The organism is Burkholderia aenigmatica (assembly GCF_048627025.1).
GTDB lineage: Bacteria > Pseudomonadota > Gammaproteobacteria > Burkholderiales > Burkholderiaceae > Burkholderia > Burkholderia aenigmatica.
The window spans coordinates 750,710-777,128 of sequence record NZ_CP184470.1 but is presented as its reverse complement, the minus strand read 5'-3'; the positions used below and the strand labels follow the sequence as shown (position 1 = coordinate 777,128).

The 26,419-nt window shown below is 66.7% G+C and carries 26 protein-coding genes and 1 pseudogene; 13 read left to right on the top strand and 14 right to left on the bottom strand.

Annotation, left to right across the window (positions count from 1 at the left end):
• Positions 1-288: 288 nt before the first annotated feature.
• Positions 289-966 carry a hypothetical protein gene (locus ACN8ZM_RS35915; RefSeq protein WP_420212798.1) on the bottom strand — a complete coding sequence of 226 codons (678 nt, stop codon included), beginning with the start codon at positions 964-966 and terminating at the stop codon, positions 289-291.
• 524 nt (positions 967-1,490) lie between these two features.
• Between ACN8ZM_RS35915 and ACN8ZM_RS35910 the strand changes: the two genes are divergently transcribed.
• Together ACN8ZM_RS35910 and ACN8ZM_RS35905 are read left to right on the top strand one after the other, a co-directional pair.
• Positions 1,491-1,895 (top strand): hypothetical protein, encoded by a 405-nt coding sequence (locus ACN8ZM_RS35910; RefSeq protein ID WP_244912177.1) that lies wholly within the window; start codon positions 1,491-1,493, stop codon positions 1,893-1,895.
• 239 nt (positions 1,896-2,134) lie between these two features.
• On the top strand, positions 2,135-2,752 hold the full coding sequence (locus tag ACN8ZM_RS35905; protein ID WP_420212797.1) for a M17 family peptidase N-terminal domain-containing protein: 618 nt from the start codon (positions 2,135-2,137) through the stop codon (positions 2,750-2,752).
• On the opposite strand, the pseudogene ACN8ZM_RS35900 reads toward ACN8ZM_RS35905, so the two are convergent.
• The 3 genes and pseudogenes from ACN8ZM_RS35900 to ACN8ZM_RS35890 all read right to left on the bottom strand — a co-directional run.
• Positions 2,743-2,895: pseudogene (locus ACN8ZM_RS35900) on the bottom strand (ISNCY family transposase); the annotation flags it as partial. The gene ACN8ZM_RS35905 and the pseudogene ACN8ZM_RS35900 sit on opposite strands and share 10 nt — an antisense overlap.
• Before the next feature lie 242 nt (positions 2,896-3,137).
• Complete coding sequence (locus tag ACN8ZM_RS35895; protein ID WP_420212796.1) at positions 3,138-3,995, bottom strand: PhzF family phenazine biosynthesis protein; 858 nt, start codon at positions 3,993-3,995, stop codon at positions 3,138-3,140.
• A gap of 87 nt (positions 3,996-4,082) precedes the next feature.
• Complete coding sequence (locus ACN8ZM_RS35890; protein ID WP_174957458.1) at positions 4,083-4,901, bottom strand: TrmB family transcriptional regulator; 819 nt, start codon at positions 4,899-4,901, stop codon at positions 4,083-4,085.
• Positions 4,902-5,034: 133 nt separating this feature from the next.
• On the opposite strand from ACN8ZM_RS35890, the gene ACN8ZM_RS35885 reads away from it, so the two are divergent.
• From ACN8ZM_RS35885 to ACN8ZM_RS35875, 3 genes are all read left to right on the top strand, one after another.
• Positions 5,035-5,400, top strand: coding sequence for a RidA family protein (locus tag ACN8ZM_RS35885; protein WP_175034245.1), 366 nt, complete (start codon positions 5,035-5,037; stop codon positions 5,398-5,400).
• Positions 5,397-6,602, top strand: coding sequence for an MFS transporter (locus ACN8ZM_RS35880; protein ID WP_205821648.1), 1,206 nt, complete (start codon positions 5,397-5,399; stop codon positions 6,600-6,602). Before ACN8ZM_RS35885 ends, ACN8ZM_RS35880 begins: the two co-directional genes overlap by 4 nt.
• A 286-nt stretch (positions 6,603-6,888) precedes the next feature.
• Positions 6,889-7,557 (top strand): NUDIX hydrolase, encoded by a 669-nt coding sequence (locus tag ACN8ZM_RS35875; RefSeq protein ID WP_420212795.1) that lies wholly within the window; start codon positions 6,889-6,891, stop codon positions 7,555-7,557.
• A gap of 32 nt (positions 7,558-7,589) precedes the next feature.
• Here ACN8ZM_RS35875 and ACN8ZM_RS35870 read toward each other — a convergent pair whose 3' ends face one another.
• A complete protein-coding gene (locus tag ACN8ZM_RS35870) occupies positions 7,590-8,561 on the bottom strand; it encodes an AraC family transcriptional regulator N-terminal domain-containing protein (RefSeq protein WP_420212794.1) in 972 nt (323 codons plus the stop codon).
• Positions 8,562-8,655: 94 nt separating this feature from the next.
• Between ACN8ZM_RS35870 and ACN8ZM_RS35865 the strand changes: the two genes are divergently transcribed.
• Positions 8,656-9,486, top strand: coding sequence for an oxidoreductase (locus ACN8ZM_RS35865; protein WP_420212793.1), 831 nt, complete (start codon positions 8,656-8,658; stop codon positions 9,484-9,486).
• Between the two features lie 66 nt (positions 9,487-9,552).
• Here ACN8ZM_RS35865 and ACN8ZM_RS35860 read toward each other — a convergent pair whose 3' ends face one another.
• Positions 9,553-10,110 (bottom strand): GNAT family N-acetyltransferase, encoded by a 558-nt coding sequence (locus tag ACN8ZM_RS35860; RefSeq protein WP_301770446.1) that lies wholly within the window; start codon positions 10,108-10,110, stop codon positions 9,553-9,555.
• 142 nt (positions 10,111-10,252) lie between these two features.
• Between ACN8ZM_RS35860 and ACN8ZM_RS35855 the strand changes: the two genes are divergently transcribed.
• Positions 10,253-11,089: an alpha/beta fold hydrolase gene (locus tag ACN8ZM_RS35855; RefSeq protein WP_089454300.1), complete on the top strand. Its 837-nt coding sequence runs from the start codon at positions 10,253-10,255 to the stop codon at positions 11,087-11,089.
• A gap of 121 nt (positions 11,090-11,210) precedes the next feature.
• Here ACN8ZM_RS35855 and ACN8ZM_RS35850 read toward each other — a convergent pair whose 3' ends face one another.
• Positions 11,211-12,131, bottom strand: a complete 921-nt coding sequence (locus tag ACN8ZM_RS35850) for a LysR substrate-binding domain-containing protein (RefSeq protein ID WP_043192128.1) — start codon at positions 12,129-12,131, stop codon at positions 11,211-11,213.
• A 165-nt stretch (positions 12,132-12,296) separates the two neighbouring features.
• Between ACN8ZM_RS35850 and ACN8ZM_RS35845 the strand changes: the two genes are divergently transcribed.
• The gene (locus tag ACN8ZM_RS35845; protein ID WP_420212792.1) at positions 12,297-12,947 is read left to right on the top strand and encodes a LysE family translocator; all 651 of its coding nucleotides are present in this window, start codon (positions 12,297-12,299) and stop codon (positions 12,945-12,947) included.
• Positions 12,948-13,005: 58 nt separating this feature from the next.
• Positions 13,006-13,380: a gamma-glutamylcyclotransferase family protein gene (locus tag ACN8ZM_RS35840; protein ID WP_420212791.1), complete on the top strand. Its 375-nt coding sequence runs from the start codon at positions 13,006-13,008 to the stop codon at positions 13,378-13,380.
• Positions 13,381-13,423: 43 nt separating this feature from the next.
• Here ACN8ZM_RS35840 and ACN8ZM_RS35835 read toward each other — a convergent pair whose 3' ends face one another.
• The 5 genes from ACN8ZM_RS35835 to ACN8ZM_RS35815 all read right to left on the bottom strand — a co-directional run bounded on the left by ACN8ZM_RS35835 (position 13,424) and on the right by ACN8ZM_RS35815 (position 19,666).
• Complete coding sequence (locus tag ACN8ZM_RS35835; RefSeq protein WP_089454303.1) at positions 13,424-14,140, bottom strand: DUF3142 domain-containing protein; 717 nt, start codon at positions 14,138-14,140, stop codon at positions 13,424-13,426.
• A 7-nt stretch (positions 14,141-14,147) separates the two neighbouring features.
• Complete coding sequence (locus tag ACN8ZM_RS35830) at positions 14,148-16,322, bottom strand: hypothetical protein (RefSeq protein WP_420212790.1); 2,175 nt, start codon at positions 16,320-16,322, stop codon at positions 14,148-14,150.
• 187 nt (positions 16,323-16,509) lie between these two features.
• Complete coding sequence (locus ACN8ZM_RS35825; RefSeq protein WP_420212789.1) at positions 16,510-17,922, bottom strand: 3-deoxy-D-arabino-heptulosonate 7-phosphate synthase; 1,413 nt, start codon at positions 17,920-17,922, stop codon at positions 16,510-16,512.
• A 356-nt stretch (positions 17,923-18,278) separates the two neighbouring features.
• Complete coding sequence (locus ACN8ZM_RS35820) at positions 18,279-19,025, bottom strand: lysozyme inhibitor LprI family protein (protein ID WP_241017560.1); 747 nt, start codon at positions 19,023-19,025, stop codon at positions 18,279-18,281.
• Positions 19,026-19,156: 131 nt separating this feature from the next.
• Positions 19,157-19,666 carry a hypothetical protein gene (locus ACN8ZM_RS35815; protein ID WP_420212788.1) on the bottom strand — a complete coding sequence of 170 codons (510 nt, stop codon included), beginning with the start codon at positions 19,664-19,666 and terminating at the stop codon, positions 19,157-19,159.
• Between the two features lie 116 nt (positions 19,667-19,782).
• Between ACN8ZM_RS35815 and ACN8ZM_RS35810 the strand changes: the two genes are divergently transcribed.
• A complete protein-coding gene (locus tag ACN8ZM_RS35810; RefSeq protein ID WP_420212787.1) occupies positions 19,783-20,331 on the top strand; it encodes a hypothetical protein in 549 nt (182 codons plus the stop codon).
• Positions 20,332-20,478: 147 nt separating this feature from the next.
• Here ACN8ZM_RS35810 and ACN8ZM_RS35805 read toward each other — a convergent pair whose 3' ends face one another.
• A complete protein-coding gene (locus ACN8ZM_RS35805) occupies positions 20,479-21,933 on the bottom strand; it encodes a PLP-dependent aminotransferase family protein (protein WP_420212786.1) in 1,455 nt (484 codons plus the stop codon).
• A gap of 95 nt (positions 21,934-22,028) precedes the next feature.
• Here ACN8ZM_RS35805 and ACN8ZM_RS35800 point away from each other — a divergent pair, with 95 nt between their 5' ends.
• Together ACN8ZM_RS35800 and ACN8ZM_RS35795 are read left to right on the top strand one after the other, a co-directional pair.
• Positions 22,029-22,805: an arylamine N-acetyltransferase family protein gene (locus ACN8ZM_RS35800; RefSeq protein ID WP_420212785.1), complete on the top strand. Its 777-nt coding sequence runs from the start codon at positions 22,029-22,031 to the stop codon at positions 22,803-22,805.
• Positions 22,806-23,030: 225 nt separating this feature from the next.
• Positions 23,031-23,939 carry a DMT family transporter gene (locus ACN8ZM_RS35795; protein WP_420212784.1) on the top strand — a complete coding sequence of 303 codons (909 nt, stop codon included), beginning with the start codon at positions 23,031-23,033 and terminating at the stop codon, positions 23,937-23,939.
• 103 nt (positions 23,940-24,042) lie between these two features.
• Here the strand turns inward: ACN8ZM_RS35795 and ACN8ZM_RS35790 are convergent, their stop codons facing one another.
• A complete protein-coding gene (locus tag ACN8ZM_RS35790; protein WP_043192113.1) occupies positions 24,043-24,804 on the bottom strand; it encodes a 2-keto-4-pentenoate hydratase in 762 nt (253 codons plus the stop codon).
• A gap of 377 nt (positions 24,805-25,181) precedes the next feature.
• Here ACN8ZM_RS35790 and ACN8ZM_RS35785 point away from each other — a divergent pair, with 377 nt between their 5' ends.
• Complete coding sequence (locus ACN8ZM_RS35785) at positions 25,182-26,417, top strand: ABC transporter substrate-binding protein (RefSeq protein ID WP_420212783.1); 1,236 nt, start codon at positions 25,182-25,184, stop codon at positions 26,415-26,417.
• Positions 26,418-26,419: the final 2 nt, after the last annotated feature.

Sequence of the window (26,419 nt, the reverse complement as noted above, 5' to 3'; positions counted from 1 at the left end):
TGCAAGATGTGACAATAAAATCACATAAAATGTGAGAATGCAATCATATGATGTTCGGAGGGTTACGCTCCAGGTCGGCGCGCGTGCGGCGGCTTCTCGGCGAAATCGAGGCTTCTGCCGGATTTTTGTCTGATGTCGTACAAGGGTGGCGAGGCAAGAGCCCGGTGCTGCGGGGTGCTGCTGGAGGAAGTCGTGCCGACCGGGCGTGTGGGTCGTCGGGCGTGACGGGGCGGCTTGGCCTAGCCGGCGGTGGCCACGCGGGCGCGTTCGTGCGGGCGTGCCCGGCGCTTACGCGTATGCGGCGATCAGCGTGTCGAGATTGCGCTGCGCGCGCGGCGTGAGCGGCGCGAATTCCGCCGATTGAAACAGCGGAACCTGTGCGCGCAGATGTTCGAGCGCCTGCCTGCGGCCCGTGCGGAATGCTGCCGATGGCGCATCGGGATCCTGCGCCCACTCGCGTGCGATGGCACGGTCGTATTCGCGCAGCCGATCGGGCGCGGCCGCGAGGATCGCGAGATCGGCGTCGAGAAAGATCCGCCCGGCGCGTTGCAGCTGCGGATCGGATGCGAACGTATCGGGCAGCCGATGCGATTTCGTTGCGAGCACGAGATCGTGCGCAACGGATACGTGAGAAGCGTGCGCATGCAACCAGGCTTCGCTGCAGTGGGTGTTCGTGACCTGCACGAGCCATTGCGCGCTGCGTGCTTCGTTATCCGCGTAATCGGGCAGCGTCGTCGCGTACACGAAGTCGTGCGCCCATACTGCGAGTTCGATCGCCGGCCACAGCGGTTCCGCGCGATACGGCGCGAGATGCGCGAACAGCTCGGCCAGGTGCGCGAGCGTGTGGTAGTGGCGTTGCGGTTCGCGATATGCGTGCTCGACGAGCGGCCAGATGGCGGCCGTGCCGAAGCACGCGTCGCAGGAGGCGCGCAGCGTGCGGGCGAGGTCGGGGGCGAGGGCGGTCATGGGTGGCGAGCGGCTCGGGCTGGCGATGCGCGCAGCATAGCAAACGCGACGGCGCGGGCTGCATGAACGCAGGAGATTCGTCGCATGCGGCGCGCTGACCAGCGCTGCGGCAAGCCATCAGTCCGTGTCCGTCGTCTCGAGACACGGAGCATTGGGCAGTGCGAGCGCCCGACGCGACATGTCATGTGGCGTCGTGGAAGCGGGCGGGGCCAGGGGCGCGGCGCCTGAAGTCGGCGGCGATGCCCCGCGTCTCGCGCTGGCGATTGACACTTCGAAGTCGTTGGCGCAACGTCATGAACTGCACGAAGCCTTGGGCCGTGAAGGGCGATAGTCGTCGTGATACTGTCATCTGCGCGTTCCGTACCCGGGACGCGAGCGGTGTGCGATCTCGATAGGCGACAGGCAACCGATGCCATCTGTCGAGACAATCTTCCATGATGACGCGTCGTAATGTGACTGGCGGCCTGCGAAACACGGTGTACGGGCCGTCACCGAATGGAACACGGCTGAACAGGTGAACCGATATGAATACTGGAACACATTCCCACCGGGCAGAACACTGCGCCCGCATCCGGACCGCGCTTCTCGATTTGCACCGGACACTGGTCGAACTTGAGCGCCGCGAGTATGAGAAGACCCATGGGCACCAATCGGCCGGCGATTTTCTGCAGGTGATGGCCTTCGACGATTCGATGAAGTGGCTGGAGCCGCTCAGCCGACTGATCGTCATGCTGGACGAAGCGCTGGATCAAGAGGGTGAACTGGAGCTGACGCCGACGGTAGTCGTGGCAAGAACACGGGAATTGCTCAAGCTGGACCGTGCGTCCACGGACGCATTTGCGACGCGTTATCTGTATCACTTCGACAACTCGGCCGATCTCGCGGTCGACCACACTGCGTTGTTGAAGCTCATCGGCAACGTTGGGTAGGCCATGCTCGAATCGAGCGGTCGACGTGCCTGACACGGCCTCTACGCGTCACGCTGACAGGACGTGTAGCCGCTGCGATTTCGCATGAACAGGAAGTCATCGAGGGCAATCCCGATCGGCACAAGCCGTTGATCTGGATTGCACGCACCTGTCTGGTCCGTTGCAAGCGGGTGGCTTTTGCATTGATCGTCAGGAACGAAGACGGGCCCGCCGCGTCCTGACCTCACGGGAGAGACGGTATGGTTGTACGGCAGAACATCGGCAGTTGGCGTGATGTGTCCTTCGAGGTTGCCGCATGGGATGGCGTCGGGGCGGAGGTTGATCTTTCCTGTGGTTGCATGTTCGCCCGCGAGGCGGCAGGTGGGGGGCCGGCGGGCGGACTGCGCCATCTCGACCTCGCGCTGTCGGGGGCGCTCACCGGGTTGCGGCAAGAAGGTCACTTTCGGGCAGCGCCGATGGAAACACTGTTGATCAGCCGCCCGCCCGCGGGCATCGAAGCGGGCCGCGTGCTGTTGATCGGGCTCGGTGATCCCGCCAGCTGGACCATTGATGTAACCGCGGAGGCCGCCGCCACGGCCGCCCGAACGGCGATGCAGCAGGGTTTGCAAAGTGCAGCCTTCGCGCCGAGCATACTCGACGGCGGGTTGACGAACGCGGCCACCGACGGTATGCCGCACGCCATGGTGACGGCCGTGCTGGCCACGATAGACACACAATACCGGATCGCGGAACTGGGGCTCGCTGCGCGACCGTCACTGCGCCATTGGGTCTTCGATGTCGGCGCGGCCCGCTTTGACGGAGCGGTAGAACAATTCGGAAACGCGCTGGCGAGCGCACAGTCCCAGCGCTCGAAGTAGAGGAAGATCGATTCGGTTTGCGTGAAATGCGGCGTTCTCAGCCAGCTCATTGGGGCGCCCACTTTCACCAGCAGCGTGCAGGCTGACACCCGTTCCTCGAACCGCCGATGATCGCTGCCGTCGATCTGAATGGATTCGCCCAGGCGCACGCTGCAGCGCAGCAGCTTTTGACCTCGGACGCCAACTGCAAAGCGAAACTCGATCGGCGTCACCGCTGTCATTCCGCCTCGTGGCCGGTGGCGGATCGCGCGCGGGTGACGGCCATGTATGCGATGGCGCCGGACGCGAAACCTGTCGCCGGAAGATTGCTGACGAACCGTCGTTGCAGCGTGGGCCGCGAACCGCGCGATACCGCAGACGGTAACGACCTGTCCGTCGGGCGCGTCTACAGGTTGACGACGCCGCGCCCCAGTTCGATCACGCGCCCACCGACACCGATTTCTCCGTTCGCACTGACCGATAAGCGCAGCAGGCAAGGCCGCCCGACGGCTTCACCCTGCTCGACCTGAAACGCGGCAGGCAGGTCGCGGTTCATCGCAAGCAGCCATCCGCCCAGATTCGCGCACGCAGATCCCGTGCCGGGGTCTTCCGACACGCTGCCTTGCTTCACGAAGAAATAGCGCGACACCACCGTCCCCGGGCGCTCGGGATCGAACGCGAACACATAGGCGGTCTTGCGGCCGAGGCTGCTGGTCGGCCAGATGTCGAGGCTCGCGCTGTCGGGCTGCGCGCGGCGCACGGCGGCGGGGTCCTTGAGTGCGACGAGCAACTGGTCGGCACCGGTGTCGACCCAGATCGGCGATGTGAGCAGATCGTCTTCCGTCAGTCCCAGCACAGCCGCCATCCGGGCGTCGGGCAACTCGCATGCTGCTGTCTTCGGCATGCCGGAATGCGGCGCGGTGAACGTCCACACGTCGTCGTGCGCGTTGACGTCGACCACGCCGGCCTTGAATTCGAGCGCGAGATCGTTGCCCGCACCCAGCAGGTCGCGCACGACATGCGCGGTGCCGAGCGTCGGATGGCCTGCAAAGGCCATCTCATAGCCCGGCGTGAAGATACGTACCCGCGCATGCGCGCGCTCCGATGGCAGCACGAAAGTCGTTTCGGACAGGTTGAACTGCACGGCGAGTGCCCGCATGGTCGCATCGTCCATGCCGCGCGCATCCTCGAATACGCAAAGCGGGTTGCCGCCGAACGTCGATTCGGCGAAGACATTCAGCAGGCGGAAGGCGTAGGAGGTCATTTGACGGTCGCGTGAGTGTGGGGGTTACCGTACCTGCGTGGGGTGCGCGCGGCTCGATGCACCGGCAGCCGCGCAGAGTGGCATGGGTCAGCTCGGCTTGTCGAGCGGCGCAAGCATCGCCTGCATGTCGGGATGCTTCAGGATTTTCCTGTACTCCGCCGGACTCATGGCGTCGATCAACACGCGCCCGCTCACGTCCGCCTTGATGTACTCGACTGCGAGCAGCGCGATGACCGGATTGGTCGTCAAGGTGGCGTGATCGGGTGAATGATCGCCGAATTCCGCCACGACTGCCTCGGTGTTGTCCGCCACCGCGACGGCGAGCCGGCGGCCGGACAGCCTGAGCCTCGCGCTGGCGCCACATTTGGCCATGTCGTAGTGGCGCGGCCCGTTGAGCGTGCGATTGCCGTAGATCGCCACGTGCGTGTCGACGCCCCGTGCCGCGGCAGCCTCGAGCAGCGGCCCGAGGTCGTCGATCTCTTCGTCCCAGACACCCGCGAAGATCTGCGTTTTCGCATTGACGATGACGCGCGCGAATGCGCTGGCGATCGCTTCCCGCCCGCTCAACGACCAGACGAGCCCGGGCTCCTGTTGGACAGGCAGCCGATCGAGTGCACCCGCGGCCAGTTCGAGATCCGCATTGAAGCGGGTGCGCAAGTCCTCGAGCAACGACCGGTGGGGCACGGCCGCATAGCGGACGGGTTCCGACCGGTTGACGAGCACCGCACCGCGCGTTTCCAGGCGACCCAGGGTTTCGTAGATCTTCGATGGCGGCATGCCGGCGCGCCGGCCGACTTCCGCACCCGTCAGCGCGGCCTGCCCGACGAGGGCTGCATAGGCCTGCGCCTCGTACTGGGTGAATCCAAGCCGGATCAACGACGTGATCAGCTCCGTGTTCTCGCTCATGTGTATCGGCTCCTGCTCCCACGACGACCTGCATGGGGCTTCTTGATTAACTACCGGAGTAGTATACAATCGCTCGAACTTACTACCCAAGTAGTAGGTGATGTATCCAAACCTGACTGGAGGGATCTTCAAGATGCGTAAACGGATCAGCACCGGCTCCCCGTGGGAGCCCAAGGTCGGCTACTCGCGCGCGGTGGTCGTCGACAACACCATCTACATTTCGGGGACGGCCGGCAAAGGCGCGGACGTGTACGCGCAGACACGCGACGCGCTGGCCACGATCGATCGAGTGCTGGCGGACAGCGGGTTCTCGTTGTCGGACGTTGTCCAGAGCCGCCTGGTGGTCGCGGACTTCGACAACTGGGAAGCCGCGGCCCGCGCGCATGGAGAGATCTACGGCGATATCCGGCCGGCGTTTTCGCTGGTGCATGCGCTTCCGTTCGTCGATCCGGAAATCCTCGTCGAAGTCGAGGCGATTGCCGTCAGGGCCGCGGCATGACCGTCGCCGGCAGCCGGGTGCCGCTGTCCCGCACCGCGACGGTGGTGCTCGCACTGGCGGCCGGCGTGGCGATCGCCAACGGCTATGCGCTGCAGCCGTCGCTGTCGGCCATCGCGAACGAGTTCGGGGTGGCTGCGTCGCGCATGGCGGCCCTCGCGTCCGTGACGATGCTCGGTTATCTGGTCGGTCTTGCACTGCTGGTGCCGCTGGTTGACCGGTTCAGTCCGCGCGTGCTCGTCTCGACGCAGATGGGCGCGCTAGCGTTGTTGCTGGCGTGCGCGTCGTGGTCGCCCGGGCCGCTCGCGCTCGACGCCGGCTTCTTTCTGGTGGGTGCGGCAACGACGGTGGCGGCGCAATGCAGCGCCGTCGCCGGCAAACATGCGGATCCGCAACGGCGCGGCGTGGCGATGGGGGGCGTGTCGGCGGGCATTTCCGCCGGGATCCTGCTGAGCCGTTTCGTGGGCGGCGTGCTGTCGCAATGGTGCGGATGGCGCGGCGCATTGCTCGCGCTGGCCGGATGCGTTGCGCTGGCTGCCATCGGCGGTGCGGTGCTGTTGCCCGGTGGCCGGCCGGAAGGGCTGCCCGGCCGTGCGAATGCGATCGGCGCCATTCCGCGGTTGCTGCGCGACAGCGCTCAGTTGAGGCGCCGTACCTGCGCCGGCATGCTCTGGTTCTTCGCGTTCAACCTGGTCTGGGTGGGGCTCGCGCTTCGCCTGGCCGAGCCGCCGTATAGCCTGGGTGCCGCAGCGATCGGTGCGTACAGTCTCGCGGGTGTGCTGGGCCTCGGCGTGACGCGCGTGGCCGGAAAGCTCGCCGATCGATTCGGCGATCGCGCGGTTATCCGGGGCGGGCTCTTCGTGGCGGCTGTGTCGGCTTTGCTGCTTGCCGTTGCGCTCGGTCATCCCGGACGGCTGGGCGTGGGGCTGGCCATGTTCGATGCCGGTTGTTTTGCCGCACAGGTCGCGAACCAGACGCGTGTCGTCGCGATTCAGCCGGCTCGGGCCGGGGCATTGAGCGCAGCGTACCTGACGCTTTACTACGCGGCCGGTGCCGGCGGTGCGGTGGCGGCAGGGCTGCTCAACGCGCGGGTCGGGTGGGGCGCGATGATGATCGTGACAGCTGCGGCAATCGCGGCGGCCGGGTTGATCGGTACCACATCGGCGAGCGTCGATGCGCGGAGCGAGCCGACCTCCGCCACTTGAATGCAGGCGCGACGTGCGGGCGCGTGCGGTCGATCCGAATTTCATTTTTCGTGCATGATCGGGTTTCTCCGTCGATCGACGGCGATCGGGCTTCGGCATTCAGCTATCCGCAACGCTAGCGGATATTTTTACGCCGAAGCAGGCAGTCGCGCTCGGGCGCGTGTCATTTGCGATCGCATGCGAACACGGGTTCATCGGATTGACCATAACGACGCCGTGCCCATGCAACACGTGTCGGGTTCAGTGTCGCTCAGCGCGTGCCGGTTGCCGCACGCAGGAGGAAGACATGGAACCAGACAGAAGCGTCCTGACTACCGGCGGCGGGTTGGCCAGCGAGCACGCGAATGCCGGCTCGCCGCAGGCCGCCCTTGAAGCGATCGTCCATGGCGTGGAAAGCCACGGTATTCCTGCCGGTACCGACTGGCCGACGGCGAAGCAATTCCTCGCGGACAACGACCGACAGTGGAAATTCTCGGCGGTGCTGGTCGCGATCGTCGCGCGGCGCGAGCCGACGATCCTGCTGACCAAGCGCGCGTCGGATCTCAGCGAATACTCGTCGCATGTGAGTTTTCCGGGCGGCCGCCCGGCGGAGTCCGATCGCGATATCGGCGCGACCGCATTGCGCGAGGCGTTCGAGGAAATCCGCCTGGCGCCGGACGCGGTTCGCGTGGTCGGCAGCTTGCCGATCCATAAAACCAGAAAGCGCAATCACGCGATCTTTCCCGTGATCGGCATCGTGCCGGAAACGGCTACATGGGAGGCGGCACCCGCGGAAGTCGCGGAGATCTTCGAGTTTCCGTTCCCGGTGCTGCTGAATCCGGATCTGCTCCGGCAATACACGGACGGCGAACGCGCGGGCGCATGGTACTGGGCGGAGCAGCCGCAGGACATCTGGGGCGTGACTGCGCTGATCCTGAAGTCGCTCGTGGGCTTGGTGCGCGATGCTGCGCGCTGACGGCGTGCATGACGGTCGGGTTCCAGCGCACGTCAATGCGACGACACGAACACCGCATCGTCGAATGCGGCCGGAATGGCGAAGCTTTCGCGCATCCGCTGCGTTTCCTTCGCCGGCGTCAGGCCGAACAGGCGCTTGAATTCGCGGCTGAACTGCGACGGGCTCGCATAACCGACCGCGTAGCCGGCCGCCTCCGCCGTCAGGTCCTCGCGCACCATCAGCAAGCGGGCCTGATGCAGCCGTGTCGATTTCAGGTACTGCATCGGCGATACCTGCGTGATCGCCTTGAAGTGGCTGTGGAAGCTCGGCACGCTCATGCCGGCTTCGTCCGCCAGTTGCGGCACGTCGAGCGGCCGCGCGTAATCGGCGTGGATCACGCGCAGTGACCGGCCGATCCGGCCGAACTGTCCGCGCATCGCCAGCGCGCCGCGCATCGCGCTGCCCTGCGCACCGGTGAGCACGCGGAAATACAGCTCGCGCAGCAGCGCCGGGCCGAGCACCGCGGCGTCGAGCGGCCGGTGCATCGCCTCGACGAAACGCAGCACCGACGCATGCATCGTGGCATCCATCGGCGTCGACATCATGCTCCGGGGCGCCTGCACCGGCTCCGCGATGCCGGCGCGGTCGATCTGTGCCGCGAGCTCGGCGGCCATCGTGAAATCGAGGTGCAGGTACAGCGCGAGCAGCGGACGCTCGGGCGTCGCGTCGGTTTCCATGCTGAACGGGACGGGCACCGACACCGCCAGGTAGTGATGCTCGTCGTACAGATAGCGCTCACCACCGAAGTAGCCGCGCTTGCAGCCCTGACACACGATCACGATGCCGGGGTCGTACAGCACCGGCGTGCGCGACAGCGCGCGGTTCGAGCGCAGGATGCGCACGCTCGGCAGCGCCGTCAGGTTGTAGCCTTCGTCGGGCGCCAGCGCGCGCAGCAGCGTCACCAGACGCTTCCGGTCGCGCGGCGGCAGCGACGGGGGCCGGGCGGAGGTGGGCTCGGTACTCATAGTTTTGTGCAAGAAAATCAGCGGAATCGGGCTTATTCGGCATGCAGCGTCAGACTAGTATGCATGCTCCAATCGACATTCGGGAGAAGCTCAAATGGCATCCGGCAATCTCATGTTCATCACCGGCGTCAGCAGCGGCTTCGGCCGCGCGCTCGCGCAAGAAGCGCTCGCGGCCGGTCACACGGTGGTCGGCACCGTGAGAAGCGCGCAGGCGGCGCAGGATTTCGAAGCACTGTCCGCGCAGGCGTTCGCGCGGGTGCTCGACGTGACCGACTTCGATCGCATCGACGGCGTCGTCGCTGAAATCGAGGCGAACGTCGGGCCCGTCGACGTGCTGGTGAACAACGCCGGCTACGGGCACGAAGGGATCATGGAAGAAGCGCCGCTCGCGGAGATGCGCCGGCAGTTCGACGTGAACGTATTCGGTGCGGTGGCGATGATGAAGGCGGTCGTGCCGTTCATGCGTGAACGGCGGCGCGGCCGCATCCTGAACATCACGTCGATGGGCGGCCACATCACGATGCCGGGCATCGCTTACTACTGCGGCAGCAAGTTCGCGCTGGAAGGCATTTCCGAATCTGTCGGCAAGGAGCTGGAGCCGTTCGGCATCGCCGTGACGGCCGTGGCGCCGGGTTCGTTCCGCACCGACTGGGCCGGCCGCTCGATGATGCGCACGCCGCGCTCGATCGCGGACTACGACGCGCTCTTCGACCCGATTCGCCAGGCGCGCGAAGAGAAGAGCGGCAAGCAACCGGGCGATCCCGCGAAGGCCGCGCGGGCGATGCTCGCGGCGATCGCGGCGGAACATCCGCCCGCGCATTTGCTGCTCGGCAGCGATGCGCTGCGGCTCGTGCGCGGCAAGCTGGCGGCGCTGGATGCGGAAATCAGGGCGTGGGAGGCCGTGACGGTGTCGACGGACGATTGACGTGCGGCGCGACGGGCGCGGGAGCGCGGCGTCGGGCCGCCACGGCGCGGGCTTCCGCGTGGATGTTCAGCCGCAGATGCGCGTCGCGTCGTCGCGATTGGCAGCGCCCGCGTCTCGCGATATCACGTAAGTGACCGACCGGTATTTGGGCGTTTCGCCACGCTGCGCGACCGTGCCGCCCAGCGATTCCGCAATGCGGCGGCTGGGTTCGTTTGCTTCGGCAACCGGATAGGTAAAGCGTCGAATGCCGCGCGTCGCGCATGCCCATTCGACGACGAGACCGACCGCTTCACGGCCGATGCCTTCGCGGTGGCGATCCTCGCGAATCCAGACGCCGAGCTCCGCACCGGCATCCGTGACGTGATGCAGGCCGACCAGGCCCAGGAACGTTCCGCCGTCGCGCTGGCGGACGGCGAAGACGAAGTCGCTGCCGTCCGCTATCGAAGGCAGCCACGCGCGCCAGATGCGATCGAAGCTGGCCCGGTCGGGCGGCGGCTCCCAGGCCATGAAGCGCGTCAGGGTCGGCGTGATGCAGGGATACGCCGCATCGGCGTCGCCGGCAGAAAACGGCTGGATCGACAGTCGGTCCGATTCGATGTGAATCGGGTCAGCGCTTGGCGCCATCGTTCGCACCTCGAGGGTTTATCTACGTTGGGCGGAGGGTCGACGATCGCCACGCATCTTGGCATCATCGTTTAACAAACCTGTCCGATAATGGCTGCCGGCCACAGCGCCGAGTCCAACCACCTTACAGGAGTCCATCGCGATGCCAACCGTCACAACGAAGGATCACGTCGAGATTTTCTACAAGGACTGGGGCCCGAAGGACGCGCAGCCCATCATGTTCCACCATGGCTGGCCGTTGTCCGGCGACGACTGGGACGCGCAAATGCTCTTCTTCGTCCAGAAGGGCTATCGCGTGGTGGCGCACGACCGGCGCGGCCACGGCCGGTCGGCGCAGGTGTCGGACGGCCATGACATGGATCATTACGCGGCAGACGCGTTCGCGGTCGTCGAAGCGCTCGACCTGCGCAATGCGGTGCACATCGGTCACTCGACCGGCGGCGGCGAAGTGGCGCGCTACGTCGCGAAGCACGGCGAGCCGGCCGGCCGCGTCGCGAAGGCGGTGCTGGTCAGCGCGGTGCCGCCGCTGATGCTGAAAACCGATTCGAACCCCGAAGGGCTGCCGCTCGAGGTGTTCGACGGCTTCCGGAAAGCGCTCGCCGACAATCGCGCGCAGTTCTTCCTCGATGTGCCGAGCGGCCCGTTCTACGGGTTCAACCGCGAAGGTGCAACCGTGCATCAGGGCGTGATCCGGAACTGGTGGCGACAGGGGATGGAAGGCAGCGCCAAAGCGCATTACGAAGGCATCAAGGCGTTTTCGGAAACGGACCAGACCGACGACCTGAAGTCGATCTCCGTCCCGACGCTCGTGCTGCATGGCGAAGACGACCAGATCGTGCCGATCGCGGATGCCGCGCTGAAGTCGATCAAGCTGCTGAAGAACGGCACGCTGAAGACGTACCCGGGTTACTCGCACGGGATGCTGACGGTCAACGCGGACGTCCTCAACGCCGACCTGCTGGCTTTCGTGCAGGCGTAACGGTATCGGCGGATGTCGGCGCAGGCCCGCTGCGGCGGGCTGCGCTGTCGTTGCATACCGGCGGCGCGAGGGTGCGCCCGTAGCGCCGTCGGCCACGCGGCCGGATCGCCGGCCGCAGCGGTCAGCCCGGACCGTTGAAGCGGATGCCCGGAAACGTCAAACGCGGCATCCGGCTTTCCAGGAAGGCGAGGAGTTCGCGCACCTGCGCGGCCTTGGCGGAGTCTTCCGGCCAGACGAGGTAGTACGCGTCGCCGGTATTGACGGCCGTCTTGAACGGCAGCACGAGCTGCTTCTCGTCGATGGCTGTCGCACACAGCGCGAGATCGCCAATCGAGAGGCCATGGCCGGCAATGGCCGCCGCGATCCCCTGTTCGAGCATGTCGAACACCTGCCCGCGCGTGATGTCCACCTCGAGATCATGGCCGCTGCCCTTGAGCCAGCGGCGCCAGTCGCGCCGATCGGGCGACGGGTGGATCAGCTCGCATGCCGCCGGATTCGTGCGTGCGACGGTCGCGGTCGCACGCGAGCACACCGGAATCAGCCATTCGTCGAACAGCTTCACGCACTGCGTGGCCTCGCCGAACTTGCCTGCGCCGAGCAGGATCGCGCAATCGTAGGATTCGCTGAAAAAATCGACGGTATCGACATCCATCCACACGCTCGCGATCTGCACCTCGAACGCGGGACGCGTGGCGCGAAACGCGGCGAGTGCATCGAGCAGCCAGCGCATCGTGAGGGTGGACGGCGCCTTGAGCCGCAGCACGTCGCGTTGCGACTGGAACAGCACACAGGCTTCCTCGATCTGCCGGAAGCCGCGCCGCAGGCCCGACGCGAAGATGTGCGCTTCCGCCGTTACGGTCATTTTCGGGCCGCGCCGGACGAACAGCTTCCGGCCGAAGTAGGCCTCGAGCGTTCGGACGTGCTTGCTCACCGCGCTTTGCGTCAAGCTGAGTTCCTCGGCGGCCAGCGTAAACGAGCCGGTGCGCGCGGCGCTTTCGAACGCGCGCAGCGCGTAGACAGGGGGGAGCGGTTTGGCCTTCACGGGTTTCGAATATGAATAAAACTCATGTCATCCGGCAGGATTTTCCGTTTTTCAGCAGCGGGGCGGGCACGCAATACTTGATAAAACCGTGCAATCCGCTGCGCTGAATCCCGATGATGCCACCGTGGCGGGCGCACGCGTCAATCCATCCAACAACTTTTTGTCATGGCACTCCATTACCCGCTGCTGTTCGCCTATCTCGCCGCGATCGTGCTGCTCATCGCGACCCCCGGCCCCGTCGTCATGCTCGTGGTCGGCACCGTCGCGCGGTGCGGCTTTCGCCAGGGCATGCTGACCGCGGTGGGCGCGAATGCCGCAAGCCTCGTGATGATCGCGGGGGCGATGCTGATGGTGTTCGGCGTCGTGCTCGTCAGCGATCGCCTGCTCACGGGGCTGCACGTGGCCGGTTGCATCTTCATCGCGGTGCTGGCCATCCGGACGCTGCTCGGCGAATGGCGCGCCAGCCGGACGCGCGACGGCACCGACTCGCGGGAAGGCGAACCGGCATCGCAGGCGCGGCGCTTGCCGGGCGTCGTGCGCGGCTTTCTCGTCGGTATCGCGAATCCGAAGGACCTGCTGTTCTTCGTCGCGTTCTTTCCGCAGTTCGTCGGCATCACGCCGGATTCGCGCGTGAGCCTGGCGATCCTGGCCGCGCTGTGGATCGCGGTCGATTTCACGATCCTGACCAGCTACATGGCCGCGATCAACCATCCGCTGATTCAGCGCAAGCAGCGCTGGATCACGGCTTCGTCGGCGGGCGCGCTGCTCGTGATTGCGCTCGCCGGGCTCGGCGGCGCGATCGCGGGTGCCGCGTAGGCCCATCGGCGATCTGCGTTACGCTTCGTTTGCCCCAACTCTCTTATCGAGTTCAACCATGTCCAGCACTACCCCGACTTTCTCCGAACACCTCTTTTCCTACGGCACGCTGCAACTCGAACCGGTGCAACTCGCCACCTTCGGCCGCAAGCTCGACGGCCGTGAGGATGCGATGCCCGGATACGCGATGACGATGCTGAAGATCGACGACCCTGAAGTGGTCGCGACGAGCGGGAAGACGCATCATCCGGTGGTGGCCTATACCGGCCACGCGGGCGATCGCGTCACGGGCACCGTGTTTGCGATCACGCCGGAAGAACTGCAGCACGCGGACGACTACGAAGTCGATTCGTATCGCCGCGATCGCGTGGTGCTCGAGTCGGGTGTCGCCGCATGGGTGTACGTGGACGCGAATTCGCCGCGCCCGGAGTAAATCCGAAGCGCGGAAAGGCGGGCCGCCGCCACGCCTTTGCCCGCTACTCGTTGCGCAGGAACACGACGTAGCCGCGGAACCACGGGTTCGTCGCGAGGTAGGGCGGCGCGTCCCATTCGCCGCCCTGGATGATGCCGATGCGAAACGGCAACTGCAGCCGAGCGACGCGCGGCAGGTAGTCCGCGTAGTCGGGGATCGTGCTGCGGCCCTGGTAGGTCTGCACGACCACTTCGTCGACGATTCCCCTGAGCTGGTTGACCTGGTCGGTGTCGATGCGGCTGCTCCAGTCGAGCAGCCCGGTGATGCTCAGCCGGCAATCGGCGGGCAGCGTCTCGCGCAGCGACCGCAGGAATTCGAGGTAATCCTGCAGGTGGCGCGTGCGCGCATCGAAGTCGATCTGGATACCGGTGATCGTGCGGCCCGACGCGCGCCAGCGCGTGAGCTGCGCGAGCATGATCTGCGTGACGCGCGGTGTCCAGCGCAGCGTATGCGCACGATAGACGAGCCACACGCGCGCCTGCGGCGCGGGGGGCAGCGCGACGCCCTGCGCGATCACGCGGACCTGCGATTCGTCCCGCGGCGGTGCCTCGATCTGCCCTTGCAGCACGTAGACGGTGCGGGCGTCGCGCACGACCGCCTGCGGCTTCACGCCCGCCCACAGCCAGAACGCGTCGTACCGCGCGGCGTCGACGGTGCCGGCCAGCGCGACGCGTCCGGCCAGCAGCAGTGCGAGGCACGCCAGGCACGCGATGCGCTTCACGCGGTGCTTACCAGTAGTAGCGGAGTTTCTGCGCCCACGGCGTGCCCGCGTAGCTGGCCTTCAGCGTATCGAACCAGCGCTTGCGCACGTTCTTCGGCACGTCCTTGCCGCCGCATTCGTTGGAGCCGCCCGGCGCATAGCACTTGATCGCGCGGTAGTACGCGTAGGCGCGGTCGTTCGGGTTCGCCTGCGCATCGGCCATCACCGTCACGTAGCTCGACATCCGCTCGTACGGCTTGCCGGCGAACTGCGACGGCCCGGCGCCGAGCGTCGGCGGGATACGTGTGGCGGCCGTCGTCGATGCGTTGCGTATCCACATCGGCACCGGATCGTTTTCGAGGCCGGGTGCGGGCGGGTGCAGGCGCACGAAATCGGCGAGGCAGTTCAGCCCTTTCGCATCGGCGGGATTCTGCTGGAGCGCCGTGGCGATGTCGTGCGCGGACGGGCACGTATAAGCGTCTTCGTTTTTGGCGCCGGCTGCGATGAACGGCTTCAACGGATCGGCAGGCTTGCCGGACACCAGCGCGGCATCCGCGATGAACTCGGCGTAATGCGAGCGCGTGAGCTCCTTGTACAGCAGCGTGTACAGCGCGGTGTCGCGCATCGCGCCGCCGGCCGCCTGGTTTTGCGCCTGTGCACGCAGCAGGTCCGCATTGGCCGAGCGTTGCAGCAGCACGGCGCGAATCGCGGCGTTCTGCACGGGCGAATCGTCGGCGAACGCGTCGTTGACGAGCCCGGCCTGCTCCAGGTTGATCGCGAGCGCGAGTTCCAGCGCCTCGCGCTGGAAGCGGAATTTCGCGAGCGGGATCAGGTCGCGCCACAGCTGGCGCGCCTTGTCGGTCTGGCCACTGTCCTCCAGCGCGAACCCGCGCAGCGCCTGCTGGCTCAGGCCGAAGTAGTCGAGCGGCTCGGCGGGCGTCTGCGGCAGCAATGCGAGCGCGGCGTCCGGCTTGTGCCCGATCTGGACATACCAGGTCGCGAGCAGGTAGTCGTAGAGCGCGGGCGCATTCGCGAAGCGCGGCTTCTGCGCCTGCAGGTCGTCCAGCGTCAGCGACTTGCTGCGGCTCGAATCGCTGCTGTTCGACGTGCGCATGTTCAGCAGGTCGATGGTCGCGAGCACGGTCGGCGACTGGATCTGGCTCGGGTCGAAGTCCGCCCCGAACAGCAGCTTGCTGTCGAGTTCGTTCGCCAGCTGGATCAGCGGCACGTTCGACGTCGCCGGCGACCAGCGCGCGAGCGCGTGGCCGTACAGGTCGGCCTGCTGGGTGACGTTCCCGCCGAGCCACGCGACACGCCGCAACAGTCCCGTCGCGGAGGTCGCATAGCGTCCCTGCGGATACACCTTCAGGTAGGTGCGAAACACCGTATTGGCCGCGTCGAGCGACACCTTCGTCACGCGGCCGCGCGACGGCGTGGGGCCGTCGTTGTCGAACACGTTGGCCTGCGCGGCGTTCAGCTGCGCGCGCCCGGCCATATAGAGGCCGGTTTCCTTCAGCCACGGGTTCGCGCTGTGCGAAGCGCTCGCGAAGGCCCGGGTCGCGGTGAGGAAGTCGGCGCGGTAGAACGCGTTCGTGCCGTCGAGGTACGCGGCGAACTGCTGGCCGAGCGGCGACTTGACCGGCGGTTTCGTCCAGGCGGCGGAGCTCGCGCCGCCCGTGGCGCAGGTCTTCTGCGCAATGTCGGCGCGCGCCGCGCGCAGGCGCGCGGCTTCGTCGGCGGGGACGCCGCCGGCACCGCCCAGTGCGTCGTTGAATGCGTCGGCGCCCGAGCTCATGCTGCGGCAGATGCTGCCTTCGCCGTCGGCGTACTGGTTCGACGGTGCTTCGCTATCCGCTGCGTTGCCGGTCTTGTCGGGCTCCTTCTGCCCGATGTAGATCCATCCGGAAAAGTCCATCGGGAACGGCACGATGATCTGGTTGATCCGGTCTTTCGCCGGGATCGTCTTCGGATCCGGAAACGCCTGCGCGACCTTGGCGCTGTCGACCATCATCAGCATCGCGTTGATGCGTGTGTCGTTGGCCGGGCTCAGCATCGGCAGGTTGGCGCAGGAGTAGGTGGTTTGCCGGAGCGTGTTCGGCGCATAGCAGCCGTCGTCGCCGCTGGCATGGGCAGCCGGAATCCAGAGCAGGCTGGCCGCCAGCGCGGCGAACAGGTTTCGGTGCAGCGATGGGTTTTTAGGCATTTTTTTCTTGTGCCGGGTATGGGGCCGCAGCGGCCGAGTCTCTCAGGTGAGGCGTTTTCGCCCCGGCGCGTATCGTACCGCACTGGATGTACGAAGTTCGCAGGTGCGCGCTGCGGCCGGGTTCAGCGGCAACCGGTGCGCGCAGGTCGGCAAGCCGTGCGATGGCCGGTTCGATCCGGCGCCTGCATCACGCGTATACGCTGCTGGCGACGCCGTCGTCGGCCACATCGTCGATCGCGGCCCGCAAGTCGTCGATCGCCACCATCAGCTCGCGAACCTGCCGCAACGACGGGTACTGGTGCAGCACGGCATGCCATTGCGGCAGCGTCAGCAGCGCGTGCCAGACGACGCCGAGGCTGCCCGGATCGGCATCCGGCCGCTGTGCCAGCGCGCTCGCGTATTCGAGGCTGGCCTGCGCCGACAGCAACTGCATCCGGCTGGCGGCGCCCAGCAGGCGCGGCGTCGCGTCCGCGGACGCATCGCAGCAATAGAGCACTTCCCGTGGCAGCGTCGCGTCGTCGGTCGTCAGCGCGCGCAGCGACGCGCCGTGCACGCGCACCGTGCCCTGGTGCGTTTCGAACGCATAGATCGTGTCCGGATCGGCCTGCGCGAGCAGGTTCAGGCCGCGCAGCAGCCGCGGCAGATCGGTCGTCGCGGCATCCGCCGACGCTTTCGCTTCGACGAGGAAGCGCACGTTCCACACGGGCGCCGGGTCGTCGCCGCGCGTGCGTTCGAGCAGGATCGCGTCCCATTCGGTTTTCGCGCGATCGTGCCGGCCGGGTATCGACGACGGCACGCGCATCGACGTCACCACCCGGTACGTGCGGCGTGCGTCGACGGCGTCGAGCCTGCGGGCCAGTGCGTCGAGCGCCTGCGCGGCCAGCGCTTCGACGGCTGCGCCGCGCTGCTGCGACGCGACGCCCTGCGCGACGGCGACCGTGCTGCCTTCGAGCGGACCCTGGCGGACCCAGAGCGCACGATAGCGACGGACGTGCTCGTCCGATGCCAGTGCGTCGACGCGCAGCATGCGTTCGAGCGCGGGGCTGTCTTTCAGCTTGACGATGTCCTGCTCGAATGCGGCGTCGGTCGCCATGTCGGGCAGCGCGAGCAGATGCCGCAAGGTGTCGTGCAACTCGGCCCACGACGCGGCGGTGGCGGCCGCATGCAGCCGCGCGAGCCCGTCGCGTTGCCACGGCCGCGCGCTGCGCTCGAGCTTGGCCGGGTGCGCGATCGCATTGACGGCTGAGTGCAGCGCGCGACGGTCCTGCTCGGCGTGCGCGGACAACGACGCGTATTCGCGCACGCTCGGCGCATCGTGCCGCAGCACCGCGGCCTGGAAGGCGGGATCGCCGGTTTGCGTCTCCATCGCATCGCGGATCATTTGTGCGAGCGCGTCGATGAAGCGCTGCCGCAGTGCCGTGTCGGGCGTGTGTCCGTCGCTCCGTATCCTGCGCGCTTCCTCGATCGCGATCGCGAGCGTGGCGGCCGGGTTCGCGGCGTCGGCCGGCGACAGCGCGCGGTCGAGCGGCGGCAGCCGGTAGCGGCGCGCGACGGTGCGCAGTGTTTCGTCGAGCAGGGCGGGAAGCGGTGTCAGCGACATGGTTGGTATCGGCGTGTAAGCGGTGCGCGTGCGCGACGGGACGGGCCGATGCGCGCTGTGATGTTAAGGCCAATCAATCCAGTGCGACTTTGGAGACCGTCGATGCCGACGTTTTCCATCGCTGCACTTTCACGAAGTCACGGTTTTACTTCTCGACATCAACAAGATCGATCTTGAGTTCGCTGTCACAACATTACTTCGCTTCGCGGGACGCCACGCGGATCGATGTGTCGAAACAGCGATCACGGCGCCGGGCACGTGTTACGCAATGCGCTGCGACTGACTGGCATGGGCTTCCGCGCCAGACGCTAATGTCGGTCGCGTCGTGACCGCTTTCCGGTTTGCCGTTCGGGCGATCATTCAAACTCGAAGCTTTTGTTCGGCGCATGCTCCTCGTCGATATACGTGCCTTGAAAATCGACGTCACTACCATGACCAAGCACGCTCCCGCATTGGCCGCGCTGCTCGACCGCCATCTGTGCACCGTGGATGGCGAAATCAAGCTGGCAGCCATCGGAGGAAACGTGAAATGCCTTGCCGTCGGCCCGTACGACTGCATTGGCCTGGTATTCACGCCCGCTGTTTTGACCGTTCCATGATGACGCGTTAAACGTCAGCTGTGCCGCATTGTCATACGAGCTGCGATGAATCATGATGATTCCGCCTCGATTGTGCGGGAGCGGCTTGGACGCAATCTCTATCAGCGTCCAGGTTTGCGACCAATGGAAGTCGTTGATGTCGAGCACAGTATCCGGTTCGGGCTCGGCAAGTTGCCGCAGTCGCCGGAGATAACTGGTTCGCAGGCAGTTGACGTCTTTCCCGCAGGCATCCCGTTGCTGTTGCCAGCCACGTTGATACGCCTTTAACGCGTTGAGGCCGGAATCGCCACGCCCCGTTTCCAAGCGGCCGGGCGCGAGCGACCAGGCGATCGCGAGTTGATCGTCCAGCTTCGACAACTCGGGGACGGCACATATCGTTTGCTCCGCCGGGAGCTTGGCGACATGGCAATTGAAGGAGGCGGCGTGAACGGCGCCGGTGATCAAGAGGGCAGTTGGCAGGAGCGCAGTCCGGACCAGCATCGTGAGGACGGATCTTGTTTTCATGTCGCATTCAATGAGGGAGCGTGACGCGCGATCTTCGGGTAGAGCCTGACTTTCGTACGTGTGATGATACTGGCTTTCCCGGTGGTTCGCGGTCAGTGCGCTTCAGCGTGAAGTCGTTATAGGCGATTACATCAGTTCGTTGATGCGTGGGTGTCCAGCGATGGGGGAGCGTATGCCGTTCCTGGAGGCTTGGCCGACAGCGAGCCGACTACAACAACAGAGGTTTTCCGCGGCGGACGCGGGCGATATCGCCCGTCGTGCGCGTCGGCCGGAAAATCAATGACCAAGACCGAGTGTGATTCGTGGCTGTCCAAACGTACCGTCGGATTGATCTGGCGCTCGCGCAACTTGATGCGGCGCTCAGGCTGTTTCTCGAGTACCGAGAATTTGCGGCGGCGATCACCCTTGCCGGCGCGGCTGAAGAGGTCTTGGGCAAAGAGGTGAACCGGCGTGGCCGACAGGTCGCCCTCGACCGACGAGTCATTCGGTATGCGGCACAGGATCGGAAAGACGCGATCGCCGAAGCGAATCGCGTCCGTAACGCGCTCAAGCACTTCGGGGATCGCGAGCAATCCGATATCACCGCCGACCTCGAAGAGGCGGCTCGGTGGATGCTGGAGCGGGCTTGCGAGAATGCTCACCAACTGGAGCTGGAGGTTCCGCGGTCAGACGCCTTTGGTGCGTGGTATCACAAGATGCTGAGCGAACGCCATGCAGCCCCGCCGACCGAACAGCCCACAATCGAATGAGGTCAAGCATGCAGGCTGAAGAGACCGGAATTGTCGACGGCAGGACGAGGCACGCCACACATTCGGTGCTGCGCGAGCGGATTGTCGAACACATCTTCGTGGGCGAGGTCATGCGCCACCTATGGAAACTCGGCATCCTGAACGTCGAGATCCTGCGTGCGGAATTCGACGCGAGCGGGTATGACCTTGTCATGTGCTGCGGCAACGTGATGCGACACGTCCAGCTCAAGGTGTCACGGGTCGATGGCGCCCGTGCGCAGGTTGCCATCAACCAACAGTTGGCGCGTGCGCCGAGCGGGTGCGTGGTTTGGCTCGGCGTCACGGACGACCTCGATATCACGGAGTACCGTTGGTTCGGCGCGGCACCGGGGCGACCGCTACCGGACCTCTCCGGTCACGCTACCGCACGTCATGCGCGTGCGAACGCACAAGGCATCAAGGCGGAAAGAGCGAATCAACGCGTCCTCCCGAAAGGCGCGTTCGAGAAACTCGCCGGTTTGGGCGAAACGATCGAGCGCCTCTTTACGATCCCGCAAGCAAACGAGCCGCACCCGTAGTTTCACAGCTGTTCGCTCGCGCCGCTGCATCTCGGGGTTGCTAGCCGTACAGATACGGCAGCACACCATTCCTCGCGGGTGATTTCAAGGAGGCCGAGGATCTGGCACGCGAGCAAGGATGGAATAGTCGGGTTCGGACCATCGCGACTACCGCGCCGGACTCTGCGCTGCCAACCGGCGGCACAGTTCGCCGATCTGCTCCACCGCACCCAGCAGGCGCGGCGTGGGTTCGTTCGCGCAGTTCAACCGCAGGTGGTTCGGCAGATCCGCCCGCGGGGAGAACAGCGGGCCGGGGCTGACGCCGATGCCCAGCGCAAGTGCGCTGCGATGCACCGCCAGCGCATCGACCTGTCGTGGCAGCTCCACCCACAACAGGAAGCCGGCGCGCGGGGCCGAGATGCGTGTGCCCTCGGGGAAGCTCACCTCGACCCGCGCGGTGACGGCCCGTACCGCGTCCGCGATGCGGGACTTCAAGCGCCGCAGATGCCGGTCGTAGTCGCCGCTAGCCAGCACGTCAGCCGTCGCGGCTTCCAGCAGCGGCACGCCGGCCCAGTCCCCGGCCTGGCGTGCCTGCAGCACCTGCGAGTGGTAGCGCCCGGCTGCGATCCAGCCGATGCGCCAGCCCGGCGCCAACGTCTTGGACAGCGAGCCGCAGTACAGGACGTTGCCGCTGCGGTCGAACGCCTTGCAGGCCGGCGGACGCTGGCCCTCGCCGGCCAGGTCGCCATACACGTCGTCTTCGATGAGGGGGACACCGGCATGCGCAAGAAGCGCCACGAGCGCCCGCTTGCGCGCGACAGGCATGCTGGCGCCCAGCGGGTTCTGCACCGTGGGCGAGGCCAGCACGGCGGCGGGCCGGTGGCGCTCGATGGCCTCGGCAAGCGGGGCCAGCAGCAGGCCCTCGCGGGGATCGGTGGCGATTTCGAGCGCCTTCAACCCCAAGTCCTCCAGCAGCAGGAGCGTGCCGAAGTAGGCGGGGCGCTCGATCGCCACCACGTCGCCTGGCCGGCACACCGCACGCAGGGCCAGGCGCAGCGCCTGCGTCGCCCCCGCGGTGACGACGAGTTCATCCGGGCCGAAGCGCGCGCCCCACTGTGCCGCCCGTGCCGCGATCTGGCCACGCAAGTCGGCCCGGCCTGGCGGCAAGCTGTAGCTCTGCCCATACGCGTCCAGCCGGCGCCCGGCCGCCTGCAGCGACCGTTGCAGGGCCGCCGTGGGCAGCCAGGCTGGATCGGGCAGCGCGGCCCCGAGCGGCACCAGGCGGGCATCGGCGCTGCTGAACAGCGAGCGCGCCAGTGCCGACATCGTCACCGGAACGGGGCGCGGCGATGGACGGGACGGCTGCACGGCCTGGCTTTTGGCCGCTTGCCGGACGAAGTAACCCGAGCGAGGGCGCGCGACGATCAGGCCCTCGGCTTCCAGGCAGCGCAGTGCCTCCAGCGCCGTCGGCAGGCTGACTTGTTCGCGCTCGGCCAGCTTGCGCGCAGAGATCACCCGCTCGCCGGGGCGCAGCGCGCCGGAGGCCAGCGTCTGGCGCAGCATCTCGGCGATACGGCGGTAGTGGGGCGAGGCTGGGGATGAGGAGGGGGCGGGCATCGCCATCTGTGCAATCTGGTTTTGGATAAATCTGACTATACAGATGTCCCCGTATTCAGCCTATCGTGGAGACCACGTCACCCCCACCAGGAGCCAGTCATATGCACGCCAGCAACTTCGACGTTCCCAGCTATTTCCGACGCATCGGCTACACCGGCGATGCCGTCGCCGATACCGCCACGCTGCATGCGCTCATGCGCCACCAACTGTTCTCGGTGCCGTTCGAGAACCTGGATGTGCAGGCCGGTAAGGGCGTGTCGCTGGTACCCGAGGACATCGCCGACAAGCTGCTGCGGCAAGGCCGTGGCGGCTACTGCTACGAGGTCAACGGGCTGTTCGCCATGGCACTGGCAGCCCTGGGCATCCCTTACCGCTTTGTCGCCGCCCGGCCGATGTTCTACCCGGCGCGCCGGCCGCGCACTCACATGGCGCTGATCGCCGAGGTTGGCGGGCGGCGCTGGCTGTGCGACCTGGGCTTCGGCAGCTACGGCATCCGCGCGCCGATGGACCTGGACCGGCTCGACATCGACGTCGTGCAGGACTGCGACACCTTCCGGCTCAGCCGCGATGAACGCGGTGACTACCTGCTGCAGGCGAAGGTGGACGGCGAGTGGGCGAACCAGTACGGTTTCGACCTGTCGCCCCAGGAGTGGGTTGATTTCGTCCCGGCCAACTATCTCAATTCCACCCACCCCGAGGCCATCTTTGTGCAGAAACTGCTGGTGGTGCTGCACCGGCCGGACGGGCGACTGATCCTGCTGGGCGACGTGCTCAAGACGGTGACGGACGGGCACACCGAGAAACGGCAACTGGCGGAAGGGGAGATTGCGCAAGTGCTGGAAAACCGCTTTGGACTGCCGCCCAGTGTCAGTCGGTGACGCCGTGAGAGGAGGCGGCCGGGATCACGCCGCACTGAAGATGCCGGCAGGCTGGGTTGCGGTAACGACGTGTGATGGCCGGGATTCGAGCGACTAGCCCTCGTCGCAGGCAATCCACATTTCGCGTCACGCTGAAGCGTTCGCGCCGGGCCACCGGCATCATCTGCTTGTGCGGCCCGTGCCGATCCCGACCTCGCCATGGTCTGCGAACGCGAATCCCCCGACATGCAGCAACCCGTCAAGCCCCGCCACCCGCCCGCCGTCGCGGATCTGCTCCTGCTTCTCACGCTTTCGACGTTATGGGGCGCGTCCTACACGTTCATCCGGATCGGCGTAGAGACGATTCCGCCGCTGACGTTGATCGCCGCGCGGACCCTGATCGCGGGCTCGGTGCTGCTGCTGTGGATGCGCGTCACGCGCATTCGGATGCCGCGCGATCTCGCGGTCTGGCGGCGCTTCTTCGTCCAGGCACTGCTGAACAGCGTCGTTCCGTTCACGCTGATCGCATGGGCCGAGCGTTCGGTCGAAGCGGGGCTCGCGACGATCCTCAATTCCGCATCGCCGGTGCTCGCGTTCGTCGGCACCTGGCTGATCACGCGCCATGAGCCGCTGACGCCGCGGAAGCTGTTCGGCGTCGTCGCGGGGCTCGTCGGCATCTCGCTGGTGGTCGGCGTCAGCGCATTCGACGGACTCGGGCGGCAACTCGTGCCGCAACTGGCGATCGTCGCGGCGACCGTCTGCTACGCGGGCGCGGCGATCTACGGGCGAGCCTTCAGCGGACTGTCGCCCGCGGCGCCTGCCGCCGGCTCGCTCATCGTCGGCGCGGCCGTGCTGGTACCGGCCAGTCTCGTCGTCGATCGCCCGTGGACGCTTCATCCGTCGGCGCCATCGCTGATCGCATTGGCAGCGCTCGCGGTCTTCTCGACCGCACTCGCGCTCGTCATCTACTTCCGGCTCGTCCAGACGCTCGGCTCGGTCGGCACGACGGCGCAGGCCTATCTGCGGGTGCCGATCGGCGTCGGCATCAGCATGGCGCTGCTCGGCGAATCGCTGTCGGCATCGGCGTGGCTGGGGCTCGGATGCGTCGTCGCGGGCGTGGCTGCGATGACGTTGCCGTCCCGGCAGCGCGGTTAGCCGCGCGCCTGACAACGGCCATGGAGCGGGCGGCGCATGAATCGCCGCCATCGCGCTGCGCGCAGCGACCGCCCCGGTCAGCCGTGCCCGCGTGCCGCGTGCATCACGCGGTCAACGTCACCGACAGGCTGCCGAGGTCGCCGAAGCGGACCGTCAGCGCATCGCCGAGCGGCACGTCGATCGCGCCCGCGTACGAACCGGTCGTCACGATCTGCCCGGCGCGCACGGCGTCGCCGCGCGAGGCGAGGAAATTGACGAGCCACACCAGCGGCTTCAGCGGATCGCCGTCCGGATGGCGGCCGTCGATCGCGCGGTTCAGTGCGCCTTCGAACGACAGCGCCAGCGTCTCGAGCGGCACGTTCAGTCCGTCGGGCACGACCGGGCCGACGCACAGCCCCTGGTTGAATTGCCCGTCGGCCAGCAGTTCGAACTTCGACGCCCGCGTGGGCTCCGCATAGCGGCAGCCCAGCACCTCGAGCACGATGCGCACTTCGCGGATCGCATCGCGCACGTCCTGTTCGTCGTACGGCTGTTCGCGCGCGGGCAGGTCGCGATCGAGCACGAACGCGATTTCCGGTTCGATCCGCACGATCGGCCCGCCGACCACGCGGTACGGCGCATCGGCCTCGCGGATCGTCGACGCGAAGATCGGCGCGAGGATCACGCGGTCGGGCGGCGGCAGCGCGCATTTCCATCCGCCGACGGGTTCGCCGAGCAGGTCGGCCACGCGCTGCTGGATCGCGAGCGCGGTCTCGACGTTCTCGGGACGCAGCGCATCGGGCAGCAGCGGGCCGGGCGCGCCGGCATGGCGGGCGGCGACGAGATGCTGGGCGGCGCCGTCCACGCGTTCGGTAGTCGTTGTCATGTCGGTTGAGCGAGTTGAAAGTGGGCCGGCAAATAAGGGCCGGACGAAAGTCGCACATCCGATGATAGCGCCTTCGGCGCGATGGCCGCTCGATCCGGTTGCGCACACGCGGCTCGCAACCGCCGCGACACGCCCCCGGGATATCCCCTAGACGATCGGTTCGCCCCGGCGCTTGCACGCCGGGCAGGTTGTGCGACACAATAGGGAAAGCGCTTTCCCAAATGAATCGGACGACGGGGAAACGCGGGCGACTGCGCGACGGATCGCGGCCGCGTCGGATGCCGCATGTTCCGATCGCCGCACGCCATCGGCCGTGCGCCACTCGCCGTGCACCACTGGCCGTGCGCAACGATTCGACAACAACATGGAGACAGCAGATGTTCAACAGGCTTCGGGCAGTAACTTTCGCAGTCCTTTCAGTGCTGGCGGCGCAGGTGTGCGCCGCGCCGGTCACGCTCGACGTGACGGGCTGGAAGGGCGGCGGCGCCGAGCCCGCCAACATGGCGGCGCTGATCGCAAAGTTCGAGAAGGAAAACCCCGACATCAAGGTCAAGTTCGAGTACATGTCGCGCAACGACACGACGACGGTCGTGTCGTCGCGGCTGCAGGGCGGCAACGGGCCCGATGTGCTGATGATCGATCGCGAGCTGATGCGGCAGTGGCAGGGCGCGCATCAGCTGCTGGACCTGAGCGGCGAGAAGTGGGTGCCGACGATCTGGCGCGGTGTGCGTAACCACACGCAGATCGGCGGGAAGACCTACATGCTGCCGATGGAGCTGGTCGGCATCGGCCTGTTCGCGAACCTCGACCTGCTCAAGCGTGCGGGCGTCGCGACGGTGCCGACCGACGTCGACCAGTTGAAGGCCGCGTGCGGGAAGCTGGCGGCGGCCGGCATCACGCCGATGCTGCTGCCCGCGAAGGAAGGCTGGGCGCCCGCGGCGCTCGTGATTGCGTCCGGGCTGGCAGCCGGCGGCGGCGATGCGGATGCGCGCGCCGAATCGTTCGTCGGCGCGGGCAGCGCGCGCTTCGCGGCCGATCCGGCGTTCAAGCAGTCGATGGCCGCGCTGAAGGTGCTCGCCGACGCGAAGTGCTTCGTGCCGCGCCTGAACAATGGCGTGAGCGCGTGGAGCACGGGGCTGACCGAATTCCAGGCCGGCCGCGTCGCGATGATGCCGCAGGGCGCATGGAACATCGCGAAGTTCAGCGCGACGAAGGGCCTGTCGTTCCAGTTCGCGCCGCTGCCGGCGCTCGTGCCCGGCAACGGGCCGGTCGCGCTCGACATGCTCGGCACCGCGTGGGCGATCAACGCGGCATCGCACCAGACCGACGCCGCGAAGAAGTGGCTCGCGTTCTGGGCGCGCCCCGACAACGACCGCCAGTTCCTCGACTCGGAAGCCGGGTTCAGCCCGTTCGAGGGCGGCACCGATGCGATGCCGCCGCAGGCGCAGCCGTACGCGGCCGTGCAGAAGAACGGGCACGTCGTGCTGTATCCGAAGGGCGTGTGGACCGGCACGCTGTTCACGGCGATCTGGAATTCGATGTCCGCGTATTTCCTCGACATCGGGCAGGACCCGGCGAAGCTGCTCGCCCGCTGGGATGCGGCCGCGCGATGAAC

Coding starts and splice junctions, on each gene's coding strand:
- ACN8ZM_RS35915 (WP_420212798.1), bottom strand. CDS start 966: ATGACCGCCCTCGCCCCCGACCTCGCCCGCACGCTGCGCGCCTCCTGC.
- ACN8ZM_RS35910 (WP_244912177.1), top strand. CDS start 1,491: ATGAATACTGGAACACATTCCCACCGGGCAGAACACTGCGCCCGCATC.
- ACN8ZM_RS35905 (WP_420212797.1), top strand. CDS start 2,135: ATGGTTGTACGGCAGAACATCGGCAGTTGGCGTGATGTGTCCTTCGAG.
- ACN8ZM_RS35895 (WP_420212796.1), bottom strand. CDS start 3,995: ATGACCTCCTACGCCTTCCGCCTGCTGAATGTCTTCGCCGAATCGACG.
- ACN8ZM_RS35890 (WP_174957458.1), bottom strand. CDS start 4,901: ATGAGCGAGAACACGGAGCTGATCACGTCGTTGATCCGGCTTGGATTC.
- ACN8ZM_RS35885 (WP_175034245.1), top strand. CDS start 5,035: ATGCGTAAACGGATCAGCACCGGCTCCCCGTGGGAGCCCAAGGTCGGC.
- ACN8ZM_RS35880 (WP_205821648.1), top strand. CDS start 5,397: ATGACCGTCGCCGGCAGCCGGGTGCCGCTGTCCCGCACCGCGACGGTG.
- ACN8ZM_RS35875 (WP_420212795.1), top strand. CDS start 6,889: ATGGAACCAGACAGAAGCGTCCTGACTACCGGCGGCGGGTTGGCCAGC.
- ACN8ZM_RS35870 (WP_420212794.1), bottom strand. CDS start 8,561: ATGAGTACCGAGCCCACCTCCGCCCGGCCCCCGTCGCTGCCGCCGCGC.
- ACN8ZM_RS35865 (WP_420212793.1), top strand. CDS start 8,656: ATGGCATCCGGCAATCTCATGTTCATCACCGGCGTCAGCAGCGGCTTC.
- ACN8ZM_RS35860 (WP_301770446.1), bottom strand. CDS start 10,110: ATGGCGCCAAGCGCTGACCCGATTCACATCGAATCGGACCGACTGTCG.
- ACN8ZM_RS35855 (WP_089454300.1), top strand. CDS start 10,253: ATGCCAACCGTCACAACGAAGGATCACGTCGAGATTTTCTACAAGGAC.
- ACN8ZM_RS35845 (WP_420212792.1), top strand. CDS start 12,297: ATGGCACTCCATTACCCGCTGCTGTTCGCCTATCTCGCCGCGATCGTG.
- ACN8ZM_RS35840 (WP_420212791.1), top strand. CDS start 13,006: ATGTCCAGCACTACCCCGACTTTCTCCGAACACCTCTTTTCCTACGGC.
- ACN8ZM_RS35830 (WP_420212790.1), bottom strand. CDS start 16,322: ATGCCTAAAAACCCATCGCTGCACCGAAACCTGTTCGCCGCGCTGGCG.
- ACN8ZM_RS35825 (WP_420212789.1), bottom strand. CDS start 17,922: ATGTCGCTGACACCGCTTCCCGCCCTGCTCGACGAAACACTGCGCACC.
- ACN8ZM_RS35820 (WP_241017560.1), bottom strand. CDS start 19,025: ATGAAAACAAGATCCGTCCTCACGATGCTGGTCCGGACTGCGCTCCTG.
- ACN8ZM_RS35810 (WP_420212787.1), top strand. CDS start 19,783: ATGCAGGCTGAAGAGACCGGAATTGTCGACGGCAGGACGAGGCACGCC.
- ACN8ZM_RS35805 (WP_420212786.1), bottom strand. CDS start 21,933: ATGGCGATGCCCGCCCCCTCCTCATCCCCAGCCTCGCCCCACTACCGC.
- ACN8ZM_RS35800 (WP_420212785.1), top strand. CDS start 22,029: ATGCACGCCAGCAACTTCGACGTTCCCAGCTATTTCCGACGCATCGGC.
- ACN8ZM_RS35795 (WP_420212784.1), top strand. CDS start 23,031: ATGCAGCAACCCGTCAAGCCCCGCCACCCGCCCGCCGTCGCGGATCTG.
- ACN8ZM_RS35790 (WP_043192113.1), bottom strand. CDS start 24,804: ATGACAACGACTACCGAACGCGTGGACGGCGCCGCCCAGCATCTCGTC.
- ACN8ZM_RS35785 (WP_420212783.1), top strand. CDS start 25,182: ATGTTCAACAGGCTTCGGGCAGTAACTTTCGCAGTCCTTTCAGTGCTG.